21 protein-coding genes are annotated in these 23,079 nt (G+C 70.6%); 11 read left to right on the top strand and 10 right to left on the bottom strand.

Annotation, left to right across the window (positions count from 1 at the left end):
• Window positions 1-4: 4 nt before the first annotated feature.
• Window positions 5-2,740 carry a phosphoesterase gene (locus ACIBJB_RS36920; protein WP_398937403.1) on the top strand — a complete coding sequence of 912 codons (2,736 nt, stop codon included), beginning with the start codon at window positions 5-7 and terminating at the stop codon, window positions 2,738-2,740.
• A gap of 124 nt (window positions 2,741-2,864) precedes the next feature.
• A complete protein-coding gene (locus ACIBJB_RS36915; protein ID WP_398937401.1) occupies window positions 2,865-3,140 on the top strand; it encodes a DUF1876 domain-containing protein in 276 nt (91 codons plus the stop codon).
• Between the two features lie 3 nt (window positions 3,141-3,143).
• Here the strand turns inward: ACIBJB_RS36915 and ACIBJB_RS36910 are convergent, their stop codons facing one another.
• The 6 genes from ACIBJB_RS36910 to ACIBJB_RS36885 form a co-directional block, all read right to left on the bottom strand.
• Window positions 3,144-4,304: a serine hydrolase domain-containing protein gene (locus ACIBJB_RS36910; protein WP_398937399.1), complete on the bottom strand. Its 1,161-nt coding sequence runs from the start codon at window positions 4,302-4,304 to the stop codon at window positions 3,144-3,146.
• A gap of 35 nt (window positions 4,305-4,339) precedes the next feature.
• Entirely contained in the window at window positions 4,340-4,786 is a 447-nt protein-coding gene (locus ACIBJB_RS36905; protein ID WP_398937397.1) for an organic hydroperoxide resistance protein, read from the bottom strand.
• Window positions 4,787-4,893: 107 nt separating this feature from the next.
• Complete coding sequence (locus ACIBJB_RS36900; protein ID WP_398937395.1) at window positions 4,894-5,355, bottom strand: MarR family winged helix-turn-helix transcriptional regulator; 462 nt, start codon at window positions 5,353-5,355, stop codon at window positions 4,894-4,896.
• Complete coding sequence (locus ACIBJB_RS36895; protein WP_398937393.1) at window positions 5,352-6,113, bottom strand: energy-coupling factor ABC transporter ATP-binding protein; 762 nt, start codon at window positions 6,111-6,113, stop codon at window positions 5,352-5,354. Before ACIBJB_RS36895 ends, ACIBJB_RS36900 begins: the two co-directional genes overlap by 4 nt.
• On the bottom strand, window positions 6,101-6,862 hold the full coding sequence (gene cbiQ, locus ACIBJB_RS36890; RefSeq protein WP_398937391.1) for a cobalt ECF transporter T component CbiQ: 762 nt from the start codon (window positions 6,860-6,862) through the stop codon (window positions 6,101-6,103). The genes ACIBJB_RS36895 and cbiQ overlap by 13 nt, the downstream gene beginning before the upstream one ends.
• A gap of 1 nt (window position 6,863) precedes the next feature.
• On the bottom strand, window positions 6,864-7,901 hold the full coding sequence (locus ACIBJB_RS36885; RefSeq protein WP_398937389.1) for an energy-coupling factor ABC transporter permease: 1,038 nt from the start codon (window positions 7,899-7,901) through the stop codon (window positions 6,864-6,866).
• Between the two features lie 168 nt (window positions 7,902-8,069).
• On the opposite strand from ACIBJB_RS36885, the gene ACIBJB_RS36880 reads away from it, so the two are divergent.
• Complete coding sequence (locus ACIBJB_RS36880; protein WP_398937387.1) at window positions 8,070-8,417, top strand: SsgA family sporulation/cell division regulator; 348 nt, start codon at window positions 8,070-8,072, stop codon at window positions 8,415-8,417.
• On the opposite strand, the gene ACIBJB_RS36875 is transcribed toward ACIBJB_RS36880, so the two are convergent.
• The 4 genes from ACIBJB_RS36875 to ACIBJB_RS36860 form a co-directional block, all read right to left on the bottom strand.
• Window positions 8,414-10,087, bottom strand: coding sequence for a penicillin-binding transpeptidase domain-containing protein (locus ACIBJB_RS36875; RefSeq protein ID WP_398937385.1), 1,674 nt, complete (start codon window positions 10,085-10,087; stop codon window positions 8,414-8,416). The two genes, ACIBJB_RS36880 and ACIBJB_RS36875, sit on opposite strands and share 4 nt — an antisense overlap.
• Window positions 10,088-10,183: 96 nt before the next feature.
• A complete protein-coding gene (locus ACIBJB_RS36870; protein WP_398937383.1) occupies window positions 10,184-11,806 on the bottom strand; it encodes a penicillin-binding transpeptidase domain-containing protein in 1,623 nt (540 codons plus the stop codon).
• Between the two features lie 155 nt (window positions 11,807-11,961).
• A complete protein-coding gene (locus ACIBJB_RS36865; RefSeq protein WP_398937381.1) occupies window positions 11,962-12,450 on the bottom strand; it encodes a hypothetical protein in 489 nt (162 codons plus the stop codon).
• A 30-nt stretch (window positions 12,451-12,480) separates the two neighbouring features.
• Entirely contained in the window at window positions 12,481-14,220 is a 1,740-nt protein-coding gene (locus ACIBJB_RS36860; RefSeq protein WP_398937379.1) for a dolichyl-phosphate-mannose--protein mannosyltransferase, read from the bottom strand.
• Between the two features lie 85 nt (window positions 14,221-14,305).
• Here ACIBJB_RS36860 and rsmI point away from each other — a divergent pair, with 85 nt between their 5' ends.
• The 8 genes from rsmI (at window position 14,306) to ACIBJB_RS36820 (ending at window position 22,841) form a co-directional block, all read left to right on the top strand.
• Complete coding sequence (gene rsmI / locus ACIBJB_RS36855; RefSeq protein ID WP_398937377.1) at window positions 14,306-15,154, top strand: 16S rRNA (cytidine(1402)-2'-O)-methyltransferase; 849 nt, start codon at window positions 14,306-14,308, stop codon at window positions 15,152-15,154.
• Between the two features lie 247 nt (window positions 15,155-15,401).
• Window positions 15,402-15,794, top strand: coding sequence for a hypothetical protein (locus ACIBJB_RS36850; RefSeq protein ID WP_398937375.1), 393 nt, complete (start codon window positions 15,402-15,404; stop codon window positions 15,792-15,794).
• 46 nt (window positions 15,795-15,840) lie between these two features.
• Entirely contained in the window at window positions 15,841-16,725 is an 885-nt protein-coding gene (locus ACIBJB_RS36845) for a TatD family hydrolase (protein WP_398937373.1), read from the top strand.
• A gap of 118 nt (window positions 16,726-16,843) precedes the next feature.
• Entirely contained in the window at window positions 16,844-18,262 is a 1,419-nt protein-coding gene (locus ACIBJB_RS36840; protein WP_398937371.1) for a ubiquitin-like domain-containing protein, read from the top strand.
• 33 nt (window positions 18,263-18,295) lie between these two features.
• A complete protein-coding gene (gene rsmA / locus ACIBJB_RS36835) occupies window positions 18,296-19,189 on the top strand; it encodes a 16S rRNA (adenine(1518)-N(6)/adenine(1519)-N(6))-dimethyltransferase RsmA (protein ID WP_398937369.1) in 894 nt (297 codons plus the stop codon).
• Window positions 19,186-20,085, top strand: coding sequence for a 4-(cytidine 5'-diphospho)-2-C-methyl-D-erythritol kinase (locus ACIBJB_RS36830; protein WP_398937367.1), 900 nt, complete (start codon window positions 19,186-19,188; stop codon window positions 20,083-20,085). Before rsmA ends, ACIBJB_RS36830 begins: the two co-directional genes overlap by 4 nt.
• Before the next feature lie 49 nt (window positions 20,086-20,134).
• The gene (locus ACIBJB_RS36825) at window positions 20,135-21,937 is read left to right on the top strand and encodes an ABC-F family ATP-binding cassette domain-containing protein (RefSeq protein ID WP_398937365.1); all 1,803 of its coding nucleotides are present in this window, start codon (window positions 20,135-20,137) and stop codon (window positions 21,935-21,937) included.
• A 217-nt stretch (window positions 21,938-22,154) separates the two neighbouring features.
• The gene (locus tag ACIBJB_RS36820; RefSeq protein WP_398937363.1) at window positions 22,155-22,841 is read left to right on the top strand and encodes a LuxR C-terminal-related transcriptional regulator; all 687 of its coding nucleotides are present in this window, start codon (window positions 22,155-22,157) and stop codon (window positions 22,839-22,841) included.
• Window positions 22,842-23,079 lie beyond the last annotated feature (238 nt).

Genomic DNA, 23,079 nt, shown 5'->3' with positions numbered 1-23,079 from the left:
TCCCATGCAGGTAACACGGCAGCGCCGGAGCAGCGAGAAGGTCAGACGGCTCAGCCGCCGGACCACGCTGGTGACGGCCGGTATCGCCGTCGCCCTCGGTGTCACCGGCACCGCGGTCGCCTCCACCTACCAGTTCGGCACCCAGCAGGTCGCACAGAACACCGCCAAGGGCGAGGTCATCTCCAGCGACCAGTACCTCAAGCCGTACGGCAGCCGGACCGTCATCAACGACGGCAAGATCATGTCGTCCACGGTCAGCCCGGACGGCACCCACCTCGCGGCCGCGGTCGCCGACGGCGACGCGGCACTGGTGATCATGGACCTGGCGACCGGGCAGGTGAAGCAGAAGATCGGCGCCAACGCGGCGGACGACCTGCGCATCAGCAGCGCCGCGGTCGGCCAGGAGGGCCCCACCTACTCGCCCGACGGCAAGCAGCTGTGGCTCGGACAGGCGAACGGCTACACGAAGTTCACCGTGAACGCGGACGGCACCCTCTCCACCCCGACGGCCGTCCCCATCCCGGCCGTCGGCACCCAGCAGGCGCTCGTGGGCGCCGCGGTGTTCTCGGCGGACGGCTCCACCGTGTACTCCGCGGTCAACGGCCAGAACCGGGTCGTCGCCCTCGACGCCACCACCGGGACCGTCAAGCAGAGCTGGGCCGTGGGCAACGCCCCGCGCGGAATCGCCCTGGTCGGCGGCAAGTTGTACGTCAGCAACGAGGGCGGACGTCCGGCCCGGGCCGGCGAGACCACCATGAACTCCTACGGCACCCAGGTGCCCGCCAATCCCGACACCGGCGCCGCGACCACCGGCACGGTCAGCGTCATCGACACCGGCGCGGGCAAGGTCGTCCGGACCATCGACGTGGGTCTGCACCCGACCGCCGTGTACGCGAAGAACGGCACGGTGTTCGTCACCAACACCGCCGACAACAACGTGTCGGTCATCGACACCCGCAAGGACAAGGTCGTCCAGACCATCGCCACCCAGCCGTGGCCCGAGGCGAAGGTCGGCTACGAGCCCGACGCGGTCACCCTCACCGACGACGGCCACCTGCTGGTCACGCTGGGCCGCGCCAACGCGGTCGCCGTCTACCGGTACAAGTCCGCGCAGGAGCCCGCCAGTTACGTCGGTCTGCTGCCTACCGACTACTTCCCCGCCGAGATCACCACGGTCGGCAAGAAGGTCGTCGTCTCCAACACCCGTGGCATAGACGCCCGCCGCCCCACCACCGCCTCCGGACACGGCACCCACGACACCACGTCCAGCCTCACGCAGTTCACGCTGCCGAGCGACCTCGTCATCAGGTCCCAGACCGCCAAGGTCTTCCAGCAGAACGGCTGGACACCCGGCTCGGTCACGACGGCCAAGAGCACGAGCCACGCCAAGCCGGTCCCGGTCCCGGTGCGGCTCGGCGACCCGTCGACGATCAAGCACGTCTTCCTGCTCGTCAAGGAGAACCGCACCTACGACCAGGTCTACGGCGACCTCCCGCAGGGCGACGGCGACCCGGCCCTGACGACCTTCGGCGCGAACGTCACCCCCAACCAGCACGCCCTGGCCCAGCAGTTCGGCCTCTACGACAACTTCTACGACATCGGCACCAACTCCGCCGAGGGCCACAACTGGCTGATGCAGTCGGACAACCCGGAGTACACCGAGTCCTCCGCCGGTGAGTACACGCGCAGTTACGACACCGAGAACGACGTCCTCGGCCACCAGAAGTCCGGGTTCATCTGGACCGGCGCGCAGGCCGCCGGGAAGTCGGTCAAGGACTTCGGCGAGTTCCAGTCGACCGAGTCCAAGCCGGCCGGGGCCAACTGGCAGAACCTGTACTGCGACAGCAAGAACATGGCCGCGACCGGGGCGCAGACCCAGTACCCCATCAAGACGGGCTCGGCGATCCCCTCCCTCAACGACGTGTCGGTGCAGGGCTTCCCGATGTTCGACCTCGACGTCCCGGACATCTACAAGGAACAGATCTGGCAGCAGGACTTCGAGAAGAACGGTCCGGCGAACCTGAACATGTTCTGGTTCTCCAACGACCACACCGGGGGCCCTGCGAACGCGTCCGCCGAGGTCGCCGACAACGACCTCGCGGTCGGCCGGATGGTCGACAAGATCTCCCACAGCAAGTACTGGAAGGACTCGGCGATCTTCGTCGTCGAGGACGACTCCCAGAACGGCCTCGACCACGTCGACGGCCACCGGGCGCCGGTCCAGGTCATCAGCCCCTACGCCCAGCACGGCACCGTGGACAGCCGCTACTACACGCAGATCACGATGATCCGCACCGTCGAGCAGATCCTCGGGATCCACCCGATGAACCAGAAGGACAGCGCGGCCACACCGATGTTCGGGGCGTTCACGGGCAAGGCGGACACCACCCCGTTCACGGCGGTCCCCAACCGCACCTCGCTGACCCTCGGAGTGAGCCCCACGCCCTCCTGCGGCGCGGACACCCCGGCCGCCCAGGACGCCGACGCGGCCCCCGCTCCGACGTCCGCCGCGGTGCCGCAGGCCAAGCAGGAGCTTGCGGCGCAGTGGAAGACCTGGGCCTCGCACCAGCGGCTGACCGGCGCGCACGCGGTGCCGGACTACGCGAACGCCGAGCAGATGAACCGTTACACCTGGTACCAGACGCACGCCTGGACCAAGCCGTACCCCGGCGACAGCAAGGTCTACGCGCCGAACGACGTACCCGGCGCCTACCTGCCGTCGCCGGAGTCCGACGGCTGACACCCCGGTCCGGCCGGGGCGCACGCCCCGGCCGGAATCCGGAACACCGCCGGGGGACCGGGTCCCGTGCGTCGGGGCCCGGGGAGGAGCACTCTGGAAGCAGAGGTCTCCGGAGGTGATCCCCATGACGCACACCGCAGTCGGATGGCACGTCGAGCTGGAGTTCCGGGAGGACGAACGGCACACGGAGGCGGTTGCGCTGGTGCGCCTGCCCGACGGGAGCGAGGTACGGGCCCGCGGACACGCCAGCCGCCACCGCAGCGACACGAATCAGCCGCGGGTCGGCGAGGAGGTCGCGGGGGCGCGGGCGCTGAACGAACTCGCGATGCAGTTGCTGACCAAGGCGCACGACGAGATCGACGAGGCGTCGGGGCGGAGGTCCCACTCGATCAACGTGTAGCCGTCACAGGGCCGCTCGCACCGCCCTGACCAGCGCCTGCGCCCGGGGGTCCGCCGTGACCGTCTTGCGGAACCCGTTGGTGACATAGCCGAAGGCGATGCCCGTCTCGGGGTCGGCGAACCCGAGGGAGCCACCGCGGCCGGGGTGCCCGAAGGAACCCGGGCCGAGGAACGGCGACGCGCTGCCGTGCAGCATGTAGCCCAGTCCGAACCGGGTGTTCACGACGAGCACGCGGTCCGGGCCCGCCGACTCCTCGGTGCGGGCGAGTTCGACCGTGGCCGGGTCGAAGAGCCGTACCCCGTCGATCTCACCGACCAGCGCGGCATAGACGCGCGCCAGCCCGTCGGCCGTCGCGATCCCGTTGGTGGCGGGCAGGGCGCTCGCCCGGTACTCCGGTGCGTTCTGGTCGGGGAAGGGGGTGATCGCGGCGAAGGCGCGGCGGGTGAGGGAGCCGGGATCGTCGTAGGCCTCGGTGACGGACCGCTTGGGACGGGCGCGCAGGGCTCCGGTGGGCTCGGGAGTCTCGATCCGTCCGACCCGTCCCGTCCGCCCGGCCGCCTCCTCCGTCTCCGGCAGCCCGAGCCAGAACTCGGCCCCGAGCGGCCCGGCGATCTCCCGAGCGATCCACTCACCGGCGCCCAGCCCGGTCACCCTGCGCACCAGCTCGTCCAGCAGCCAGCCGTACGTCAGCGCGTGGTACCCGTGGTCCGTACCGGGCTCCCAGACGGGTGCCTGCGCGGCGACCGCCTCGGGGCCCTTCAGCGGGTCCAGGGCCTCCTCCGGGGTGAGCGGCCGGTCGATCACCGGCAGCCCCGCCCGGTGGTTCAGCACGTGCCGGACCAGCACCCGCTCCTTGCCGCGCGCCTTGAACCCGGGCCAGTACTCGGCCACCGGCGCGTCCAGGTCCAGCTCCCCGCGCTGATGCAGCATCAGGGGTACGGCGGCGGCGACGCCCTTGGTCGCCGAGCGCACGACCTGCGCGGTGCCGCGCTCCCAGGGCTCGGTGCCGTCGATGTCCCTGGTGCCGGCCCACAGGTCGACGACCTTGCGCCCGTCCCGGTACACGGCGACGGCCGCGCCCCGGTCCCCGAGCGCCTCGAAGTTCCGCGCGAACACGTCCCTGACCGGCTCGAAGCCCTCGGCGACTGTGCCGTTCACGTCCACGCCCGTACTCCTCCTGCTGCCGCCCGGTGCCTCTCTCAGCCAAGCAGAATCGTCACGTCGATGTTCCCGCGGGTCGCGTTCGAGTACGGGCAGACCTCGTGGGCCGCGTCCACCAGCTTCGCCGCGAGGCCCGCGTCGAGGATCGGCAGCGAGACGCTCAGGGCGACCGCGAGGCCGTAACCGCGGTGCTTGTTGGGGCCGATGCCGACCTTCGCGGCGACCGTGGAGCCGCTCAGGTCGTAGCCCTCGCGGTTGCCGACGAGGATCAGCGCGTTGTGGAAGCAGGCGCTGTACCCGGCGGCGAACAGCTGCTCCGGGTTGGTGCCGTTGCCGTCCCCGCCGAGCGCCGGCGGCATCGCGACCTTCAGCTCGATCTGGCCGTCCTGGCTGGTGACAAAGCCGTCCCGGCCGCCGTGTGCCGTGGCCTCAGCGACGTACATGATCTTCGTCGGCCGGGTGTCGACGGCGGTTTCCTCAGGCATGGCTGATCTCCCCCCGGAGAAGTGCGCGCAAGTACATCGTGCACAAGGTACCGGCCGGTAGGTAGGCACCGGACGACCAGGGGGTGGCAACCTCGGGTAACAGAAGGTCAGCGGGGGCGCCCGGAAGCCTCGTGCGCCCTTTCCGCGAGCCCCCACAGGTCCTCGCGCAGTCGCGCGGCCTCCATGATGTCGAGCCCGGTCGCGGACAGGAGGGCGCCGGGGACGGCTGCCGCGCGCTCCCTGAGTTCCTCCGCGCGCCCCGTGCACGCCACCAGTACCGAGCGCTCGTCGCTCGCCGCGCGCTCCCGGCGTACGAACCCCGCGCTCTCCAGCCGCTTGAGCAACGGCGAGACCGTGCCGTAGTCGAGGCGCAGAGCGGCCGCCAGCTCCTTCACGCTCGTCTCGCCGCGCTCCCACAGCACCAGCAGCACGAGGTACTGCGGGTAGGTGAGCCCGAGCTCGTCGAGGAGCGGCCGGTACGCGGCGGTCACCGCGCGCTGGGCGGCGTACAGCGCGAAGCACAACTGGTCGTCGAGCAGCAGTGAGCCGGCGTCCTCTTCGTTCGTCACGCGCCCATTGTCACGGACCGCGGATCGAATCCGAAGGGCAACTCCAGCCGGTGGGCCCGCATCAGCTCGTCGTCGGCGAGGAGTTCGGCGGTCTTCCCGTCCGCGGCGATGGTGCCCTCGCTCAGGATCAGCGAGCGCGGGCACAGCTCCAGCGCGTACGGCAGGTCGTGCGTCACCATCAGGACCGTCACATCCAACGATCGCAGGATGTCGGCGAGTTCGCGGCGGGAGGCCGGGTCGAGGTTGGAGGAGGGCTCGTCCAGGACGAGGATCTCCGGCTCCATCGCCAGCACGGTGGCCACCGCCACCCGGCGCCGCTGGCCGAAGGAGAGGTGGTGCGGGGGCCGTTCCTTGAACTCCGCCATGCCGACTTGGGTCAGCGCCCGGTCCACGCGCTCCTCCAGCTCGGGCCCCCTGAGCCCGGCCGCCGCCGGTCCGAAGGCCACGTCCTCGCGCACGGTCGGCATGAAGAGCTGGTCGTCGGGGTCCTGGAAGACGATGCCGACCTTGCGCCGGATCTCGGCCATGTGCTTCTTGTCCACGGGCAGCCCGGCGACCTTCACCGTGCCCACCCCGCCGCCCAGGATGCCGTTGAGGTGCAGCACCAGGGTCGTCTTCCCGGCGCCGTTCGGGCCGAGCAGCGCGACCCGCTCGCCGCGCGCGAGGGAGAAGTCCACGCCGAACAGGGCCTGGTGCCCGTCCGGATAGGCGTAGGCGAGGCCGGAGACCTCCAGGGAAGCAGTGCTCACAGGGTCCATCCCAACACGCAGACGACAAGGGCGGCGACGGGGAGCGCGAGGGCGTACGACCACTGCGCCCGGGACGCGGTCACCTCGTCGATGACCGGCATCGAACCGGCGTACCCCCGGCTGACCATGGCCAGGTGCACGCGCTCGCCGCGCTCGTAGGAGCGGATGAACAGAGCTCCGGCCGACCTCGCGAGGACACCCCAGTGCTTGACGCCGCTCGCCTCGAACCCCCGCGACTCCCGCGCGATCCGCATCCGCCGCATCTCGTCGGTGATGACATCGCCGTAGCGGATCATGAAGGACGCGATCTGGACCAGCAGCGGCGGGAGCCTGAGCCGTTGCAGTCCGAGCAGCACCGAGCGCAGTTCGGTGGTGGACGCCAGCAGCACCGACGCGGCGACCCCCAGCGTGCCCTTGGCGAGCACGTTCCAGGCGCCCCACAGGCCGCTCACGCTCAGGGAGACCCCGAGCACCTCGACCCGCTCGCCCTCCGCGACGAACGGCATCAGCACGGCGAACGCCACGAACGGCACCTCGATCAGCAGCCGCTTCAGCAGGAAGCCGGCCGGCACCCGCGCCGCGTACGCGACGACGCCCAGGAGGACGGCGTACAGGCCGAACGCCCACATCGCCTCGCGCGGGGTCGAGACGACGACCACCACGAAGCCGAAGGCCGCCGCGAGCTTGGTGTGCGGCGGCAGGGCGTGCACCGGTGAATGTCCGTGCCGGTAGAGCCTGTGCGCGTGTCCGGCGCCCATGTCAGACGCCCGTGCCGACGGGGCTGGTGTCGTCCGTACGGCGCCTGCGCACCACCCAGAACACCGTGCTGCCCGCGACGACGGTGACGCCGACGCCGATCACGCCCGCCAGCCCCCCGGACAGGCGGGCGTCCTCGACATCCTTCACGCCGTAGTCGGCGAGCGGTGAGTCCGCCGTCGCGTGCTTCTCCGTCTTGGCGTCGATGCCCTTGTCGGCGGCGACCTTCTCCAGCCCGTCGGGGTTCGCGGAGGCGTAGAAGCTGACGAACCCGGCGAGGACCAAGGAGGTCACGAGGCCGGTGATCCACACCTTGCGGTGCGAGCGTGCGGCGACAGGAGCGGTGTCCGGTACGTCCACCAGCTCGCCGCCGACCCGCAGCTTCAGCTTCTGCCGGAGGCCGCGGGCGCCGTACACCAGGTCGGGGCGTACGGCGACGACGGCGCCGACGGTCAGCGCGGTGATGGCCGCCTCGCCGATGCCGATGAGGACGTGGACGCCGATCATCGCGGTGGCGACCTTGCCGATGGAGACGTCGGTGGTGCCGCCGACGGCGTAGATCAGGGTGAAGGCGACGGCCGCGGCGGGCACCGAGAGCACGGCGGCCACGAAGGAGGCGGCGGTGATCGAACCGCGCCTGCGCGGGAGCACCTTCACCAGCCCGCGGAAGACGGCGTACGCCACGACCGTCGTGACGACGGCCATGTCGGTGATGTTCACGCCGAGCGCGGTCAGGCCGCCGTCCGCGAAGAGGATGCCCTGCATGAGCAGGACGACCGAGACGCAGAGGACCCCGGTGTAGGGGCCCACGAGGATCGCGGCCAGTGCCCCGCCGAGCAGATGTCCGCTGGTCCCCGCGGCGACGGGGAAGTTCAGCATCTGCACGGCGAAGATGAACGCGGCGACGAGACCGGCCAGCGGCGCGGTGCGTTCGTCCAGCTCGCGGCGGGCGCCGCGCAGGCTCACCGCGACGGCGGCCGCGGCGACGACTCCGGTCGCTGCCGAGAGGGGGGCGTCGATGAATCCGTCAGGCACATGCACCGTTCGATGATAGTGGCTTGTTGCGAACTCTTTGCAAGAGGGTCGAGCCGCGAACAGCAACTCGCAGGCTTTCGGTCCAGGGGGCGGAACACGGGAAATGTGCGACGCTGGGAGGGGGGTGGACGCACAGCTTCCGCACAGGTTACGCAGCGTGAGAGGCCCGTCACGATGTCTGTAGTCGAACAGTACGCACGAGCCCACATCGTTTCGGACGTGGACATCGCGGAGGACGAGTCGGTCCCGGTGGTCCTGCGCTACGACCCGGATACCGACCCGCGCTCGGTGCGGATCGGCCTGCCGGGCACGCACGAGTGGACCTTCTCGCGGGCGCTGCTGGAACAGGGACTCAGGGCGCCGGTCGGCAGCGGTGAGGTGCGGGTGTGGCCGTGCGGCCGGGTGCAGGCCGTGGTGGAGTTCCACTCCCCGCAGGGCGTGTCGGTGGTGCAGTTCGAGCAGAAGACACTGCTCAGATTCCTGCGGCGGACATACATGGCCACGACCGCGGTACGGAACTAACCGCCCATCTTCAGCAAGGCCGCCACGATCGGGCCCGCCGTGTCGCCGCCGTGGCCGCCCGCCTGGACGACACCCGCGGCCGCGAGGTCGCCCCGGTACGCGGTGAACCAGCCGTTCGGCTTCTTCTGGCCGTCGACCTCGGCGGAGCCGGTCTTCGCGCCGACGTTGCCGTATACCCCGGACATCGCCTCGGCCGCCGTGCCGTAGCCCGCCGTGTACGCCATCAGCTCACGCAGCTGCGACAGCGTGCCCGAGGACATCGTGCGCGAGGCGGTGGCCAGCGTGCGGTGGTCGACCGAGGGGGAGACCAGGTAGGGCTGCTTGAAGGTGCCCGACTCGACGGTGGCGGAGACGGACGCCATGTTCAGTGGGTTCATCCGGACCGCGCCCTGGCCGATGAGCGAGGCCGCCTTCTGGGCCGCGCTCTGCACCGGCACCGAGCCGTCGAAGGAGGGGACGCCGATCGCCCAGTTGTTCATGGACAGGCCGAAGACCTGCTGGGCCTGCTGGGTCAGGCTGTCGTTGTCCAGCTTGCCCGCCTGGCTGATGAAGGCGGTGTTGCAGGAACGGGCGAAGCTCGCCTTGAAGGTGCCGCCCTTGATCTCGAACTTGTCGTCGTTCTGGAACTTCCAGCCGCCGTACGTGAAGTACTTCGGGCACGGGTGCGCCTTGTCCGCCGACGCGAGGCCCTTGTCGATCAGCAGCGAGGAGGTGATGACCTTCATCGTGGAGCCCGGAGCGAGGGAACCCTGGAAGGCGGTGTTGAAGCCGTGGCTCGCGTTCGCCACCGCGAGGATCTCGCCGGTCGACGGACGCAGCACGACGACGGAGGACCGCGCCTGCTTGGCGACCTGCGCCTCGGCCGCCGCCTGGAGCGTCGGGTTCAGGGTCGTCTTCACGGTGCCCGGGGTGCCCTTGCTGAGCTCCACCAGGGTCTTGTCGGAGGACTTGGAGTCCTTCCCGCGGATCACCCGAAGCTCGATGCCCGCCTTGCCGCCGGCCTTCTTGCCGTACTTCTCACGCAGACCGTCCAGCACCGTCCCGAGGGACGGGTACTTGGCCTCGGTGATCTCGCCGCCGTCCCGGTCGAACGCCTTGATCGGCGGGGTCCCTGACTCGCCGGTGACCAGGGTGTCGCCGTCCTTCAGGTCGGGGTGGACGATCGAGGCGGTCCAGTCGACCCGCGGCTTGCCGGTGGCGGTGTCACGGACGACGGTCAGCGAACTGCCGTACGCCAGCGGCTTGCTGGTGCCCTTGTACGTCACCGTCGCCTTCACGGAGAAGGGCACCTTGTCGCCGGTGCGGGCGGCCGGGGTGAGGGTGACGCCGGTGATGTGGGCGTCCTTGGTGTAGCCGGTGAGGAGGGCGGCGGCGGCCGCGCTGTCGCTCGTCGCGGCGGCGGCCGTGCTCACCCTGCCCTGCTGCCAGGAGGTCAGGAAGGTGGTCGCCGTGGTGGTGACCTCGGTCGCCGACAGCGGTCCCGTCTTGACCTTCGGCTTCTGGTCCGCGGCGGACGCGGACGTGTTCTGCGTCCGGTCGTCGGCCGCGGCCCCGGCACCGTAGAGCGCGTAGACGCCGACAGCGGCGCCGCCGACGACCACCGCGATCATCCCGCCGATCACGGCGGGCTTGGTCTTCCGTCGCTCGGCGACGCGCCTTCTGCTACCCACGGCTTCCGTTTCCTCCGCCAGTTCCCAGGGTCCCCGTTGCCCTCATCCATCCCAACGACGGCCACAGCCTAGAGTCCCTGTCCCGCACGGGTGACGTCAGCCTGCGGCTCGTAGCACAGCTGCGACAATCGGGCCCGCCGCGTCGCCGCCGTGGCCGCCCTCCTCGGTCATGGCCGCCGCGGCCATGTCGTTGCGGAAACCGGTGAACCAGCTGTTGGACACCTGCTGCCCGTCGACCTCCGCGGAACCGGTCTTCGCGCCGATGTCCCCGCCGAGCCCCGCCATCGCCTTGGCCGCCGTGCCCTGGGTCGCGGTGAGCCGCATCATCTGCTTCAGCTGGGAGGCGGTGTTGTACGGCAGCCCCTTCGCGGTGGCCAGTTCGCGGCTGTCGAGCTTCGGCGAGACCAGGTAGGGCTGGCGGAAGGCGCCGGTGATGGCGGTGGCCGTCACCGAGGCCATGTTCAGCGGGTTCATCTGGACCTGGCCCTGGCCTATCGCGTTCGCGGCGCGGTCCGGACCGCTGACGGCGGGCACCTTCCCGTCGAAGGAGACGATGCCGGTCTTCCAGTCCTCGCCGATCCCGAACCGGTTCTGGGCCTCCTGCGTCAGCGACTCGTCGGTGAGCGGCTTCTCGTCGATCAGCTTGATGAAGGCGGTGTTGCAGGACCGCATGAAGCTGTTGGCCAGCGAGGCGTTCTCGTTCGGCTCCATGCCCTTGAGGTTGGTGAAGGTCTGCCCCTGCCACACGGCGTCGGGCGTGCAGGGCGCCGGGCCGTTCATCGAGGTCACGCCGTTGTCGATGAGCATCGCGGCGGTGATGATCTTCATGGTGGAGCCCGGGGCCTTGGTGCCCTCGAAGGCCGCGTTGAAGGCGTCCGTGCGGTTGTTGGCCACGGCCAGCACCTCACCGGTGCTGGGCTTGACGGCGACGACCGAGGACTGGCCGTACAGCTTCACGGCCTTCTCGGCGGCCGCCTGCGCGCTCGCGCTGATGGTGGTCTCCAGCTTGCCCGCCTTGCCCTCGGCGAGGGTCAGCAGCGAGGTGTCGGGGGTCTGGTCCGGGTGCTTGATGACCAGCTCGATGCCGGGGGTGCCGCCGGCCTCGGTTCCGTACTTCTCGCGCAGGGCGTCCAGGACCGGGCCCAGCGACGGGTACTTCTCCTTGGTCAGCACCTTGCCGTTGCGGTCCACCGCCTCGATGGCCGGGTTCGCCGATTCGCCGGTGACCAGCCGGTCGTCCCTCTGGAGCTTCGGATACACCAGGGAGGGCTGCCAGTCGACGAGCGCCTTCCCGGTGGTCACCCCGCGCACGACGGTCAGCTTGCTCTCGTACGCCAGCGGCTTCGACTTCCCGTCGTACGAGACGGTCGCCTTCACGCTGTACGGCACCGTGGCGCCCGTCGCCTTGCCGGGAGTGATCTGCACATCGCCGATGTGCGCGTCCGCCCCGTAGGCGGCCAGCAGCACCTCGGCCGCCGTGTTGTTGTTCGTGAACGCGGCCGCGCTCGCCGCGTCGCCCTTCTCCCAGGCGGCGAAGAAGTCCTTCGACGTCTTCGCGATCTCGTCGCCGGTGGGCGGCCCGCTCCGCTTGGCCTCCCCGACCCCGCCGCTCCCGTCGTCGCTCAACGCCGACACGAAGTTGTACGCCCCGTACCCGGCCCCGCCGACCATCACGGCGAACACCGTGCTGACGACAGCGACCTTCACCCCCTTGGCCATGGTTGGCCCCCTCCCCGATTACCCCGTTGTTGTGGGAACTCTAAGCGGGAGGTGTGACACGCGGGGTAAGAGTTTCCTGATTCGTCGAGGCAGGTGCTCAATCACATACGTGAACGTCGGTCCGTGATGAGACCGCCCAGTGATCGGGCACCGGGTCACAACAGTGCCGACCGGACCACGAAGTCTTCGCCGCCATAGAGGGATTCGTAGCGGATTTCGATGAACATTCTCTGGGTGATGAGGTCCCAGAACCAGCGGTGTTCCTCATCGTTGTAATCATCGATGTGCAACAGGTGGATCTTCTGGCCAATGAGGATGGCCGTGCCTTCGGCCAGCGTTGTTACTTTCGGGTAAAACGGCAGGGGGCGGGCTACTGTGCGATAGGTATTCAGGTTCCACTGGCCAATGGTCTCTCCATCCAATGTGACCAGCGTCCTGGTGACGATCGCCGGGCCGAGACCTGCGTTGATGACGTCAAGGCGGGCCGTGGTGTCTCCGTACCTTTTGACTCTTCGAATCTGCAGCAAAGGGCGTACGGACTGCCGGTTGTGTTTGCGGGCCGACCTTGTCTGAACCCAACTGGTCCAGAGCGAACCAAGCGCTATCACGGCCGCGCAGATGGCAATGCCCGTATTGGCGTCCACTGTTGCCCCCCGATTGACACGACATTCCGGCTAGACCCACGTATCCAGCCACATCCGCGATCGCCAGTCGTCGATCGGGATGCTCGTGCCGGTGTACAGGGGCCAGAAGTAGATGAAGTTCCAGGCGATCAGGAGGACCAGGACTCCGGCCGCCGTGGCGCCCGCGACGCGGCGGGTGTCCTTGGCGCCCGGGGGGCCGACGAGGGCGCCGATGAGCATGGCGACGGCCAGGCAGAGGAAGGGGAGGAAGACGATCGTGTAGAAGAAGAAGATCGTGCGTTCCTGGTAGTGGAACCAGGGGAGATAACCGGCCGCGATACCGCAGGCGATGGCGCCGGCGCGCCAGTCGCGGCGGAAGAACCAGCGCCACAGGACGTACAGGATCGCGAAGCAGGCGGCCCACCACAGCAGCGGTGTACCGATCGCCAGGACCTCGCGGGCGCACTTCTCGCCCGCGTCGGCCGGGCAGCCGTCGGTGCCGGGCGCGGGGGACTCGTAGAAGTACGAGACCGGGCGGCCGTCGACGATCCAGCTCCACGGGTTGGACATGTACGTGTGCGGCGAGGACAGGCCGACGTTGAACTTGTAGACCTCGTGCTCGTAGTGGACCAGGCTGCGCCACCAGTCCGGCAGCCAGGTCCAGCTGCCGCCCCTGCCGTCGTTCGCGGCCCAGTTGCGGTAGTAGCCGCCGGTGCCGTCCGCGGGGGAGAGGATCCAGCCGATCCACGAGGTGACGTAGGTGACGATCGCGACCGGCACCGTGGCCAGGAACGCGATGCCGAGGTCGTACTTGATGACCGCGTCGAGGGGGCGGCGCGCGCCCGCGACCCGGCGGGAGCCGACGTCCCACAGGACCGTCATGATGCCGAAGGCGATGAGGAAGAACCCGCCGTTCCACTTGGTGCCGATGGCCAGACCGAGGAGCAGGCCCGCCACCCAGCGGTAGGGGCGCCACCCCAGGCGCAGGGTGTCCGCGATGTGCGCGTCGGGGCGCACGAGGCCGTAGGAGTCGACCGGCAGCGCGGCGGCGAGTTTCTCCCGGGCCCGGTCACGGTCGATGACCAGGCAGGCGAACGCGGCCAGCACGAAGAACATCAGCACACCGTCGAGCAGCGCGGTCCGCGCCATCACGAAGGCCAGGCCGTCCACGGTCATCAGGGCGCCCGCCAGGCAGCCCAGGAACGTGGAGCGGAAGATGCGGCGGCCCACCCGGCACACGATCAGCACCGACAGCGTCCCCAGCAACGCCGTCATGAACCGCCAGCCGAACGGGTCGAAACCGAACATCAGCTCGCCGAGTCCGATGACGTACTTGCCGACCGGCGGGTGCACGACATAGGCGGCGTTCGTCGGGAGCGGAACGTTCCCGTTGTTGTTGAGGATCAGACTGTCGACGTTCTTGTCCCAGCTGAGCTCGTAGCCGCGGTGGACGAGCGCCCACGCGTCCTTGGCGTAGTACGTCTCGTCGAATATCACCTTCTTCGGGCTGCCCAGGTTCCAGAACCGCATCAACCCCGCCACCAGCGTCACCAGCAGCGGCCCGAGCCAGCCCGACCAGCGCGCGATCCGCTCGGCGAGCGCCCGGGGCACGCCCAGGGCCTGCCACATCCGCGGACTCGGCTCGACGAAGGGCGGCACCAGGCGCTCGCGCACGTCGCTTCTGGCCTCGGCCGTGTAGCCGAAACGGCGCAGCCTCTGCTGCCACGACGGCCGCCGGTCCTGGGGGGCCTGGTCCTGCCGGGTGTCCGTGGAGGACGCGGTACTGGTCACCGCGCCATCGTAAGGAACGGCGCTGTGTGAGTCCCGTGCATGGGCGGATGCGTCCGGTTCGGGGCGCCCCTGGGAGGATGGGGGGGTGACTGGAACCCTTGTCCTGGCAGGTACCCCCATCGGCGACATCGCGGACGCTCCGCCCCGGCTCGCGGAGGAACTGGCCGGGGCCGACGTGGTCGCGGCCGAGGACACCCGGCGGCTGCGGCGCCTGACCCAGGGGCTCGGCGTGACGCCCAAGGGCCGGATCGTGTCGTACTTCGAGGGCAACGAGGCCGCCCGTACGCCCGAACTCGTCGAGGAACTCCTCGGCGGCGCGCGCGTGTTGCTCGTCACCGACGCCGGGATGCCGTCGGTCTCCGACCCCGGGTACCGGCTGGTCGCCGCGGCGGTCGAGAAGGACGTCCGCGTCACGGCCGTACCCGGGCCGTCCGCCGTCCTCACCGCGCTCGCGCTGTCCGGGCTGCCCGTCGACCGGTTCTGCTTCGAGGGGTTCCTGCCGCGCAAGGGCGGTGAGCGGCTCTCCCGGCTGCGGGAGGTCGCCGACGAGCGGCGCACCCTGGTGTACTTCGAGGCTCCTCATCGCCTCGACGACACGCTCGCGGCGATGGCCGAGGTGTTCGGGGCGGAGCGCCGGGCGGCGGTGTGCCGGGAGCTGACGAAGACGTACGAGGAGGTCAAGCGGGGGGCGTTGGCCGCGCTCGCCGAGTGGGCCGCGGCCGGGGTCCGGGGAGAGATCACCGTCGTGGTCGAGGGGGCGCCCGAGAAGGGGGCCGGGGAGATCGACGACGCGGAGTTGGTGCGCAGGGTGCGGGTGCGGGAGGAGGCGGGCGAGCGGCGCAAGGAGGCGATCGCCGCGGTCGCCGTCGAGGCGGGGGTCCCCAAGCGGGTTGTTTTCGATGCGGTCGTCGCGGCGAAGAACGCCCCTTCCTGACGCGCCGCATGAGGTGGGTCACACCCCCTCTGAGCAGGGCGCATGACTTCTGAGCGTGCGCCCCATGTGCTCGCAAAGCGGTGTCTCGGAATGCAAAGCTCCGGGCCGCCCGGCGGGGCGGTTTGGCAAGCAACGTCCAAATCGCCTCCAACAGTCGACAGGCCTGTCGCCTTCGTGCCCCGGGAGGCGTCCACTGGGGTGAGGGACGTACCCGTCCTTCGAAACCAGCGGACACACAGGAGCTGGCATGAGCGAGATCGCAGGGCACCCCGGTGCGACAGCAGTCGTCAACGAGTCCTACTCCTTCGCCTGCATGCGGTGCGGGCACGGGTGGGAGCAGTCGTACGAGATAGAGCACCACGTCGACGGCGACGGCCGCGAGTTCGTGCAGTACATGGTGGACGGACGGGTCGTGCCCTCACCGCTCTCCAAGCCCGCGTGCGCGAACTGCGACCACCACGTCGTACGGATCATGCGGCCCGGCCGGGTCGCCTCCGCCCGTGACGCGGCGCACCAGCAGCACCGCACGCCCTCCGCCGGGCCCGTGGAGGCGCCGACGGCCGGGAGTGAGAAGTCGGGCGACGAGCACCACTGGCATCTGGCCGACCTGCTGCACGTGTTCCAGCGCAAGGCGAGCTGACCGCTCCGGCATCCGGGTGGGCGTGCCCCTTTCGTAGGATCGGGGCATGCCTTCGAACAGCCCCCGCGAGAAGAACGCGGCGCCGCCGCTCCCGGAGCCCCTCCGGGTACCGGTCGCCGACTCCCACACCCACCTGGACATGCAGGACGGGACCGTGGAGGAGGGGCTCGCGAAAGCCGCGTCGGTCGGAGTGACCACGGTCGTCCAGGTCGGCTGCGACGTACGGGGTTCGCGCTGGGCGGCCGAGGCGGCGGACCGGTACGACGCCGTCCACGCCACCGTCGCCCTGCACCCCAACGAGGCGCCCCGGATCGTCCACGGAGACCCCGACGGGTGGTCCCGGCAGGGGGCGCGCCAGGCGGGGGGCGCGTCGGCGCTCGACGAGGCGCTCGCGGAGATCGACCGCCTGGCCGGGCTCCCGCAGGTCAAGGGCGTCGGCGAGACGGGCCTCGACCACTTCCGCACCGGGCCCGAGGGCAAGGAGGCGCAGGAGGCGTCCTTCCGCGCCCACATCGAGATGGCCAAGCGGCACGGCAAGGCGCTCGTCATCCACGACCGCGACGCCCACGCGGACGTCCTGCGCGTGCTGAAGGAGGAGGGCGCCCCCGAGCGCACCGTCTTCCACTGCTACTCCGGCGACGCCGAGATGGCGGAGATCTGCGCCGCCGCCGGATACTTCATGTCCTTCGCCGGCAACGTCACCTTCAAGAACGCCCAGAACCTGCGGGACGCGGTGGCCGTGGCGCCGCTCGAGCTGCTGCTCGTGGAGACCGACGCGCCCTTCCTGACGCCGGCGCCGTACCGCGGACGGCCCAACGCCCCCTATCTCATTCCGGTCACGGTGCGCGCCATGGCCGCCGTGCGCGGCATCGACGACGACGCTTTGGCCACGGCACTCGCCGCCAACACCGCACGCGCCTTCGGGTACTGACCCCCTCGAACGTAACTCCGGGTAGCCGAGTCGCTTTGGAGAGTGACGACCGCTCCGCTAGGTTCTGTGGGCCCGATCCGGACCCCTCTGGACCCCTCGGCCCCTGGAGCGTGTCGGCGTGAGCAACTCGCAGTACGAGACGAACGAGACATACGGGCCCTATGAGCCGTACGGCCCGACCGAGCCGTACGGCCCACCGGCGCACGGCGGTTTCGACGCGCCCCCCGCCGACCCGCCCTCCGCCGATCCGCCCCCCGCCGATCCGCACACCGCGGAGACGCTCGCGTACGGGCTGTACGGGGCACCGGACCCGGCGTGGACGCTGCCGTACGAGGACACCTACCGGCCCGCGTACGAGGTGCCGGGCCCGGCACCCATGCCGTCCCCGCGTGCCGAAGCGGGCCGGGCCGCGCGCCGACGCAGGGCGCGGTACGTGGAGCGCCCGGACAGCGCGATGCGCCGACTCCTTCCGCAGGCGCTGGTGGTCGCGTTCCTGGCGGGCGGCACCACCGCGTTCGTCGCCAAGGACAAGGCGATCGAGCTCAGCGTCGACGGCAGGCCGCGGACCCTGCACACCTTCTCGGACGACGTGACCGAACTGCTCGCGGAGGAAGGAGTCACGGTCGGGGCGCACGACGTCGTCGCGCCCGCGCCCGGCGAACAGCTTGCCAGCGGGGACGAGGTCGCGGTGCGGTACGGGCGTCCCGTGCGGCTCACGCTCGACGGGCACCGGCAGGAGGTGTGGACCACGGCACGGACGGTGGACGGGGCGCTCGAACAACTGGGGGTGCGCGCGGAGGGCGCGTATGTGTCCACCTCGCGCTCCCGGCCGATCGGGCGGGAGGGGCTCGCGCTGGATGTGCGGACCGAGCGGTCCGTGACGATCATGGCGGACGGCCGGGCGCGGACGATCCGGACCAACGCGGCGACCGTGGGAGAGGCCGTCGAGGCGGCCGGGATCACACTGAGCGGCATGGACACCACCTCGGTGGCTCCGGGGAGTTTCCCGCGCGACGGGCAGACCGTCACGGTGCTGCGGATCACTGGGACGAAGGAAGTGCACGAGGAGCAGATCCCGTTCCGGGAGGAGCGGAGCGAGGACGCCTCCCTCTTCAAGGGCACGGAGGTCGTGGAGCAGGCGGGGGTGCCGGGGGTGCGACGGGTCACGTACTCCCTGCGGACCGTCAACGGGGTCCGGCAGAAGCCGCGGCGGATCAGGGTCGAGTTGGTGCGGGAGCCCCGGGCGCAGCGGGTCAGGGTGGGCACGAAGCCGATGCCCACGTCCGTGCACGGAGCGGACCATCTGAACTGGCAGGGGCTCGCGGTGTGCGAGTCCGGGGGGCGGCCGAACGCGGTGGATCCCTCGGGGACGTACGGAGGGCTGTACCAGTTCGACACGAGGACCTGGCAGGCGCTGGGCGGCTCGGGGCGACCGCAGGACGCGCCTGCGGCGGAACAGACGCTCCGCGCGAAGAAGCTGTACGTACGGCGTGGGGCCAGCCCGTGGCCGCACTGCGGAACTCGCCTGCACGGGTGAGTGCGGCACCCACGGCCCCGTACCCTTGGGGCCGTGAGCAGCAGCCCCTCCCCAGACGCCCTCCTCGGCCCCGCCGACATCCGTGAACTCGCGGCCGTCCTAGGGGTCCGCCCCACCAAACAGCGCGGCCAGAACTTCGTGATCGACGCGAACACGGTCCGCCGTATCGTCAGGACCGCGGGCGTCCGCCCCGACGACGTGGTGGTGGAGGTAGGACCCGGGCTCGGCTCGCTCACCCTGGCGCTGCTGGAAGCGGCGGACCGCGTGACCGCCGTGGAGATCGACGAGGTACTCGCCTCCGCACTGCCCGCCACGATCGCCGCCCGCATGCCGGACCGGGCCGACCGCTTCGCCGTCGTGCACTCGGACGCGATGCACATCACCGACCTTCCCGGCCCCGCGCCGACGGCACTGGTCGCGAACCTGCCCTACAACGTCGCCGTACCCGTGCTGCTGCACATGCTCGACACCTTCCCGAGCATCGAACGCACCCTCGTCATGGTCCAGGCGGAGGTCGCCGACCGGCTCGCCGCACCGCCCGGTTCGAAGGTGTACGGCGTCCCGTCCGTGAAGGCCAACTGGTACGCCGAGGTCAAGCGGGCCGGGTCGATCGGCCGCACCGTCTTCTGGCCCGCACCGAACGTGGACAGCGGGCTCGTCGCCCTGACCCGCAGGACCGAGCCGATCAAGACCACCGCGTCGCGGCGTGAGGTGTTCGCAGTCGTCGACGCCGCTTTCGCGCAGCGCCGCAAGACGCTGCGGGCCGCGCTCGCCGGGTGGGCGGGTTCGGCCGCGGCCGCCGAGACGGCCCTCGTGGCGGCCGGGGTCTCGCCCCAGGCCCGCGGTGAGTCGCTCACCGTCGAGGAGTTCGCGCGGATCGCCGAGCACGCCGAGCACGCAGACAACAAGGAGCCCGGTCAGCAGTGAGCGTCACCGTCCGCGTCCCCGCCAAGGTCAACGTCCAGCTCGCCGTCGGCGCCGCCCGGCCCGACGGCTTCCACGACCTGGCCAACGTCTTCCTCGCGGTCGGCCTCTACGACGAGGTGACCGTGACCCCGGCTGACGGGCTCCGCGTCACCTGCTCCGGTCCGGACGCCGACCAGGTGCCGCTGGACCGTACGAACCTGGCGGCGCGTGCGGCCATCGCCTTGGCGGAGCGCCACGGTCTGGATCCCGCCGTACACATCCACATCGCCAAGGACATCCCCGTCGCCGGCGGCATGGCGGGCGGCAGCGCGGACGGGGCCGGTGCGCTGCTGGCCTGCGACGCGCTGTGGGGGACGGGTGCCTCCCGTGCGGAACTGCTCGACATCTGCGCCGAGTTGGGCAGTGACGTGCCGTTCAGCCTGGTGGGCGGGGCCGCGCTCGGCACGGGGCGTGGGGAGAAGCTCAGGACGCTCGACGTCGGCGGCACCTTCTCGTGGGTGTTCGCGATGGCGGAGCGCGGGCTGTCGACCCCGGCCGTCTTCCGTGAGTTCGACCTGCTCACCGAGGGCCTCGACGTCCCCGAGCCCGTCGCCTCCGAGGAGCTGCTCGACGCGCTGGCCGGGGGCGACCCGGACGCGCTCGCCGCCGCCGTCTCCAACGACCTCCAGCCCGCCGCCCTCTCCCTCTTCCCCGAGCTCGCCGACACCCTCGCGGCCGGCAGCGCCGCGGGCGCCCTCGCCGGGCTCGTCTCGGGCTCGGGCCCGACCACGGCGTTCCTCGCCCGTGACACCGGGTCGGCGGCGAAGATCGCGGACGCACTGCGCGCCTCCGGGACGTGCCGGACGGTGCGTACGGCGTCGGGGCCGGTACCGGGTGCGACGGTGATGGGGGCGTAGAGGTCGGACTACCCTGGAGGGTCGATCGATCCCCCTGGGCAGGAGAGAAATGGCCGTCAATCTGGTCAATGTCGAGAACGTCAGCAAGGTGTACGGCACCCGTGCCCTGCTGGACGGTGTCTCGCTCGGCGTCTCCGAGGGCGATCGCATCGGCGTCGTGGGCCGCAACGGCGACGGCAAGACCACCCTGATCCGCATGCTCGCCAAGCTGGAGGACGCCGACACCGGGCGCGTCACGCACTCCGGCGGGCTGCGCCTTGGCGTCCTCACGCAGCACGACTCCCTCGATCCGACCGCCACCGTGCGGCACGAGGTCATCCGGGACATGGCCGACCATGAGTGGGCCGGCAACTCCAAGATCCGCGATGTGCTGACCGGACTGTTCGGCGGGCTCGACCTGCCCGGCTTCCCGCAGGGCCTCGACACCGTCATCGCGCCGCTCTCCGGTGGCGAGCGCCGCCGTATCGCCCTCGCCAAGCTGCTCATCGAGGAACAGGACCTGATCGTCCTCGACGAGCCCACCAACCACCTCGACGTCGAGGGCATCTCCTGGCTGGCGAAGCACCTGCGCGAGCGGCGCTCGGCGCTCGTGTGCGTCACCCACGACCGGTGGTTCCTCGACCAGGTCTGCACGCGCATGTGGGATGTGCAGAAGGGCGACGTCTTCGAGTACGAGGGCGGGTACTCCGACTACGTCTTCGCGCGTGCCGAGCGGGAGCGGATCGCCGCCACCGAGGAGACCAAGCGGCAGAACCTCGTCCGCAAGGAGCTGGCGTGGCTGCGCCGGGGGGCGCCCGCCCGTACGTCGAAGCCGCGCTTCCGTGTCGAGGCCGCCAACGAGCTCATCGCGGACGTGCCGCCGCCGCGGGACAGCAGCGAGCTGATGAAGTTCGCGTCGACGCGGCTGGGCAAGACGGTCTTCGAGCTGGAGGACGTGACCGTCCAGGCCGGGCCGAAGGTGCTGCTGAAGCATGTGACCTGGCAGTTGGGCCCCGGGGACCGGATCGGTCTCGTCGGGGTCAACGGCGCGGGGAAGACGTCCCTGCTGCGGGCCATGGCCGAGGCCGCGTGGAGCGAGGGCGAGACCCAGCCCGTGGGTGGACGGGTCGTGGTCGGGCGGACCGTCAAGCTCGCCTACCTCTCGCAGGAGGTCGCCGAACTGAACCCCGCGCTGCGGGTGCTGGAGGCCGTCCAGCAGGTGCGGGAGCGCGTCGACCTCGGCAAGGGGCGCGAGATGACCGCCGGGCAGCTGTGCGAGACGTTCGGCTTCAACAAGGAGAAGCAGTGGACGCCGGTCGGGGACCTCTCGGGTGGTGAGCGGCGGCGGCTGCAGCTGCTGCGGCTGCTGATGGACGAGCCGAACGTGCTGTTCCTGGACGAGCCGACGAACGATCTGGACATCGAGACGCTGACCCAGCTGGAGGACGTCCTCGACGGCTGGCCCGGCTCCATGGTCGTCATCTCCCACGACCGGTTCTTCGTCGAGCGCACGACCGACCGGGTCTTCGCGCTGCTCGGGGACGCCACCCTGCGGATGCTGCCGCGCGGTATCGACGAGTACCTGGAGCGGCGGCAGCGGATGGAGGAGGCGGCCGCGGCTTCGGCGCCGGTGGTGGTGAAGCCGGTGGCGGAGAAGAGCTCCGCGGATCAGCGGACCGCGAAGAAGGAGCTCCAGAAGATCGAGCGGCAGCTCGACAAGCTCTCCGAGAGGGAGACGAAGCTGCACGCTCGGATCGCCGACAACGCCACCGACTTCGCGAAGGTGGCCTCCCTCGATGCCGAGTTGCGGGATCTCGCCGGGGAGCGGGAGGAACTGGAGATGCGGTGGCTGGAGCTGGCCGAGGACGCGTGAAGGTGCGGCACATCATCCTCGAATGACAGGAAAGCCAGGAATTAAGCTCTTCCGGGACACTTCTCACCGGTAGGGGAAGCGCAACGTCGAACTAGCGTGTAGCTTCCGGGGGCATGAAGGGCGGGGGTGCTGGGAGAGTGCCTCTGTCCGCGCGGATCAGTGGGCATCCATAGTGGGGCCTTCACGCGGATCCATGGGGGGACTGGGGGGTTGCTCGATGGGAGTTCGGCTCATGGTGGTCGACGACCACCGATTGCTCGCCGAGGCGCTGGCCTCGGCGTTGAAACTGCGCGGGCACCGGGTGCTCGCGGCGGCGGCGCCTGCCGCGGGGGCGGCGGAGCTGGTGATCAGCCGGGCTCCTGAGGTGTGCCTGCTGGGGACGGCCACGCCGGCCGAGCCGGGGATGTTCGACCCGGTCGTGAGGATCAAGCGGGAGCGGCCGCAGGTGGCGGTGCTGGTGCTGGGGCCGGTGCCGAGTCCGCGGGGGATCGCGGCCGCGTTCGCCGCGGGGGCCTCCGGTTATGTGCGGCACGACGAGCGCATCGAGGGGGTCGAGCGGGCGATCATGAAGGCTCGGGCGGGGGAGGCGGCGGTTGCCCCGCAGTTGCTTCAGGGGGCGTTCAGTGAGCTGCTGAACCCCGCGGCTCAGCCGGACGACGAGGGGCAGCGGTTGCTGCAGATGCTGACGCCCAGGGAGGTGGAGGTGCTGGTGCGGGTGGCCGACGGGGAGGATACGCGGCTGATCGCGGCGGGGATGGGGATTGCGCCGTCCACTGCTCGGACGCATGTGCAGCGGGTGCTGATGAAACTGGGGGTGGGGTCTCGGTTGGAGGCGGCGGCGTTGGCGGCTCGGACGGGGTTGTTGGATCGGGCTGGTCCTGTGCGGCAGCCTCCGGCGGTTTGACGGTCGGATGCGGGTTCGGTGGGGGCGGGCGTTTTTGCGCAGTTCCCCGCGCCCCTTTTGTGCCTGCGGCGGCCTGTTTCGGTCCGGTGGGGGCGTGTGTAGCGCGTGGGGTTCGGTGGGTGGGTCGGGGGGGGGGGGGGGGGGGGGGGGGGGGGGGGGGGGGGGGGGGGGGGGGGGGGGGGGGGGGGGGGGGCGGGCCCGGCGCCGCACGCGGCCGCCCAGCGCCACACCAAAACCA

The organism is Streptomyces sp. NPDC050759 (genome assembly GCF_044456945.1).
Lineage (GTDB): Bacteria > Actinomycetota > Actinomycetes > Streptomycetales > Streptomycetaceae > Streptomyces.
The sequence above is the reverse complement of the archived record's forward strand: the minus strand, read 5'-3'. Positions and strand labels throughout refer to the sequence as shown.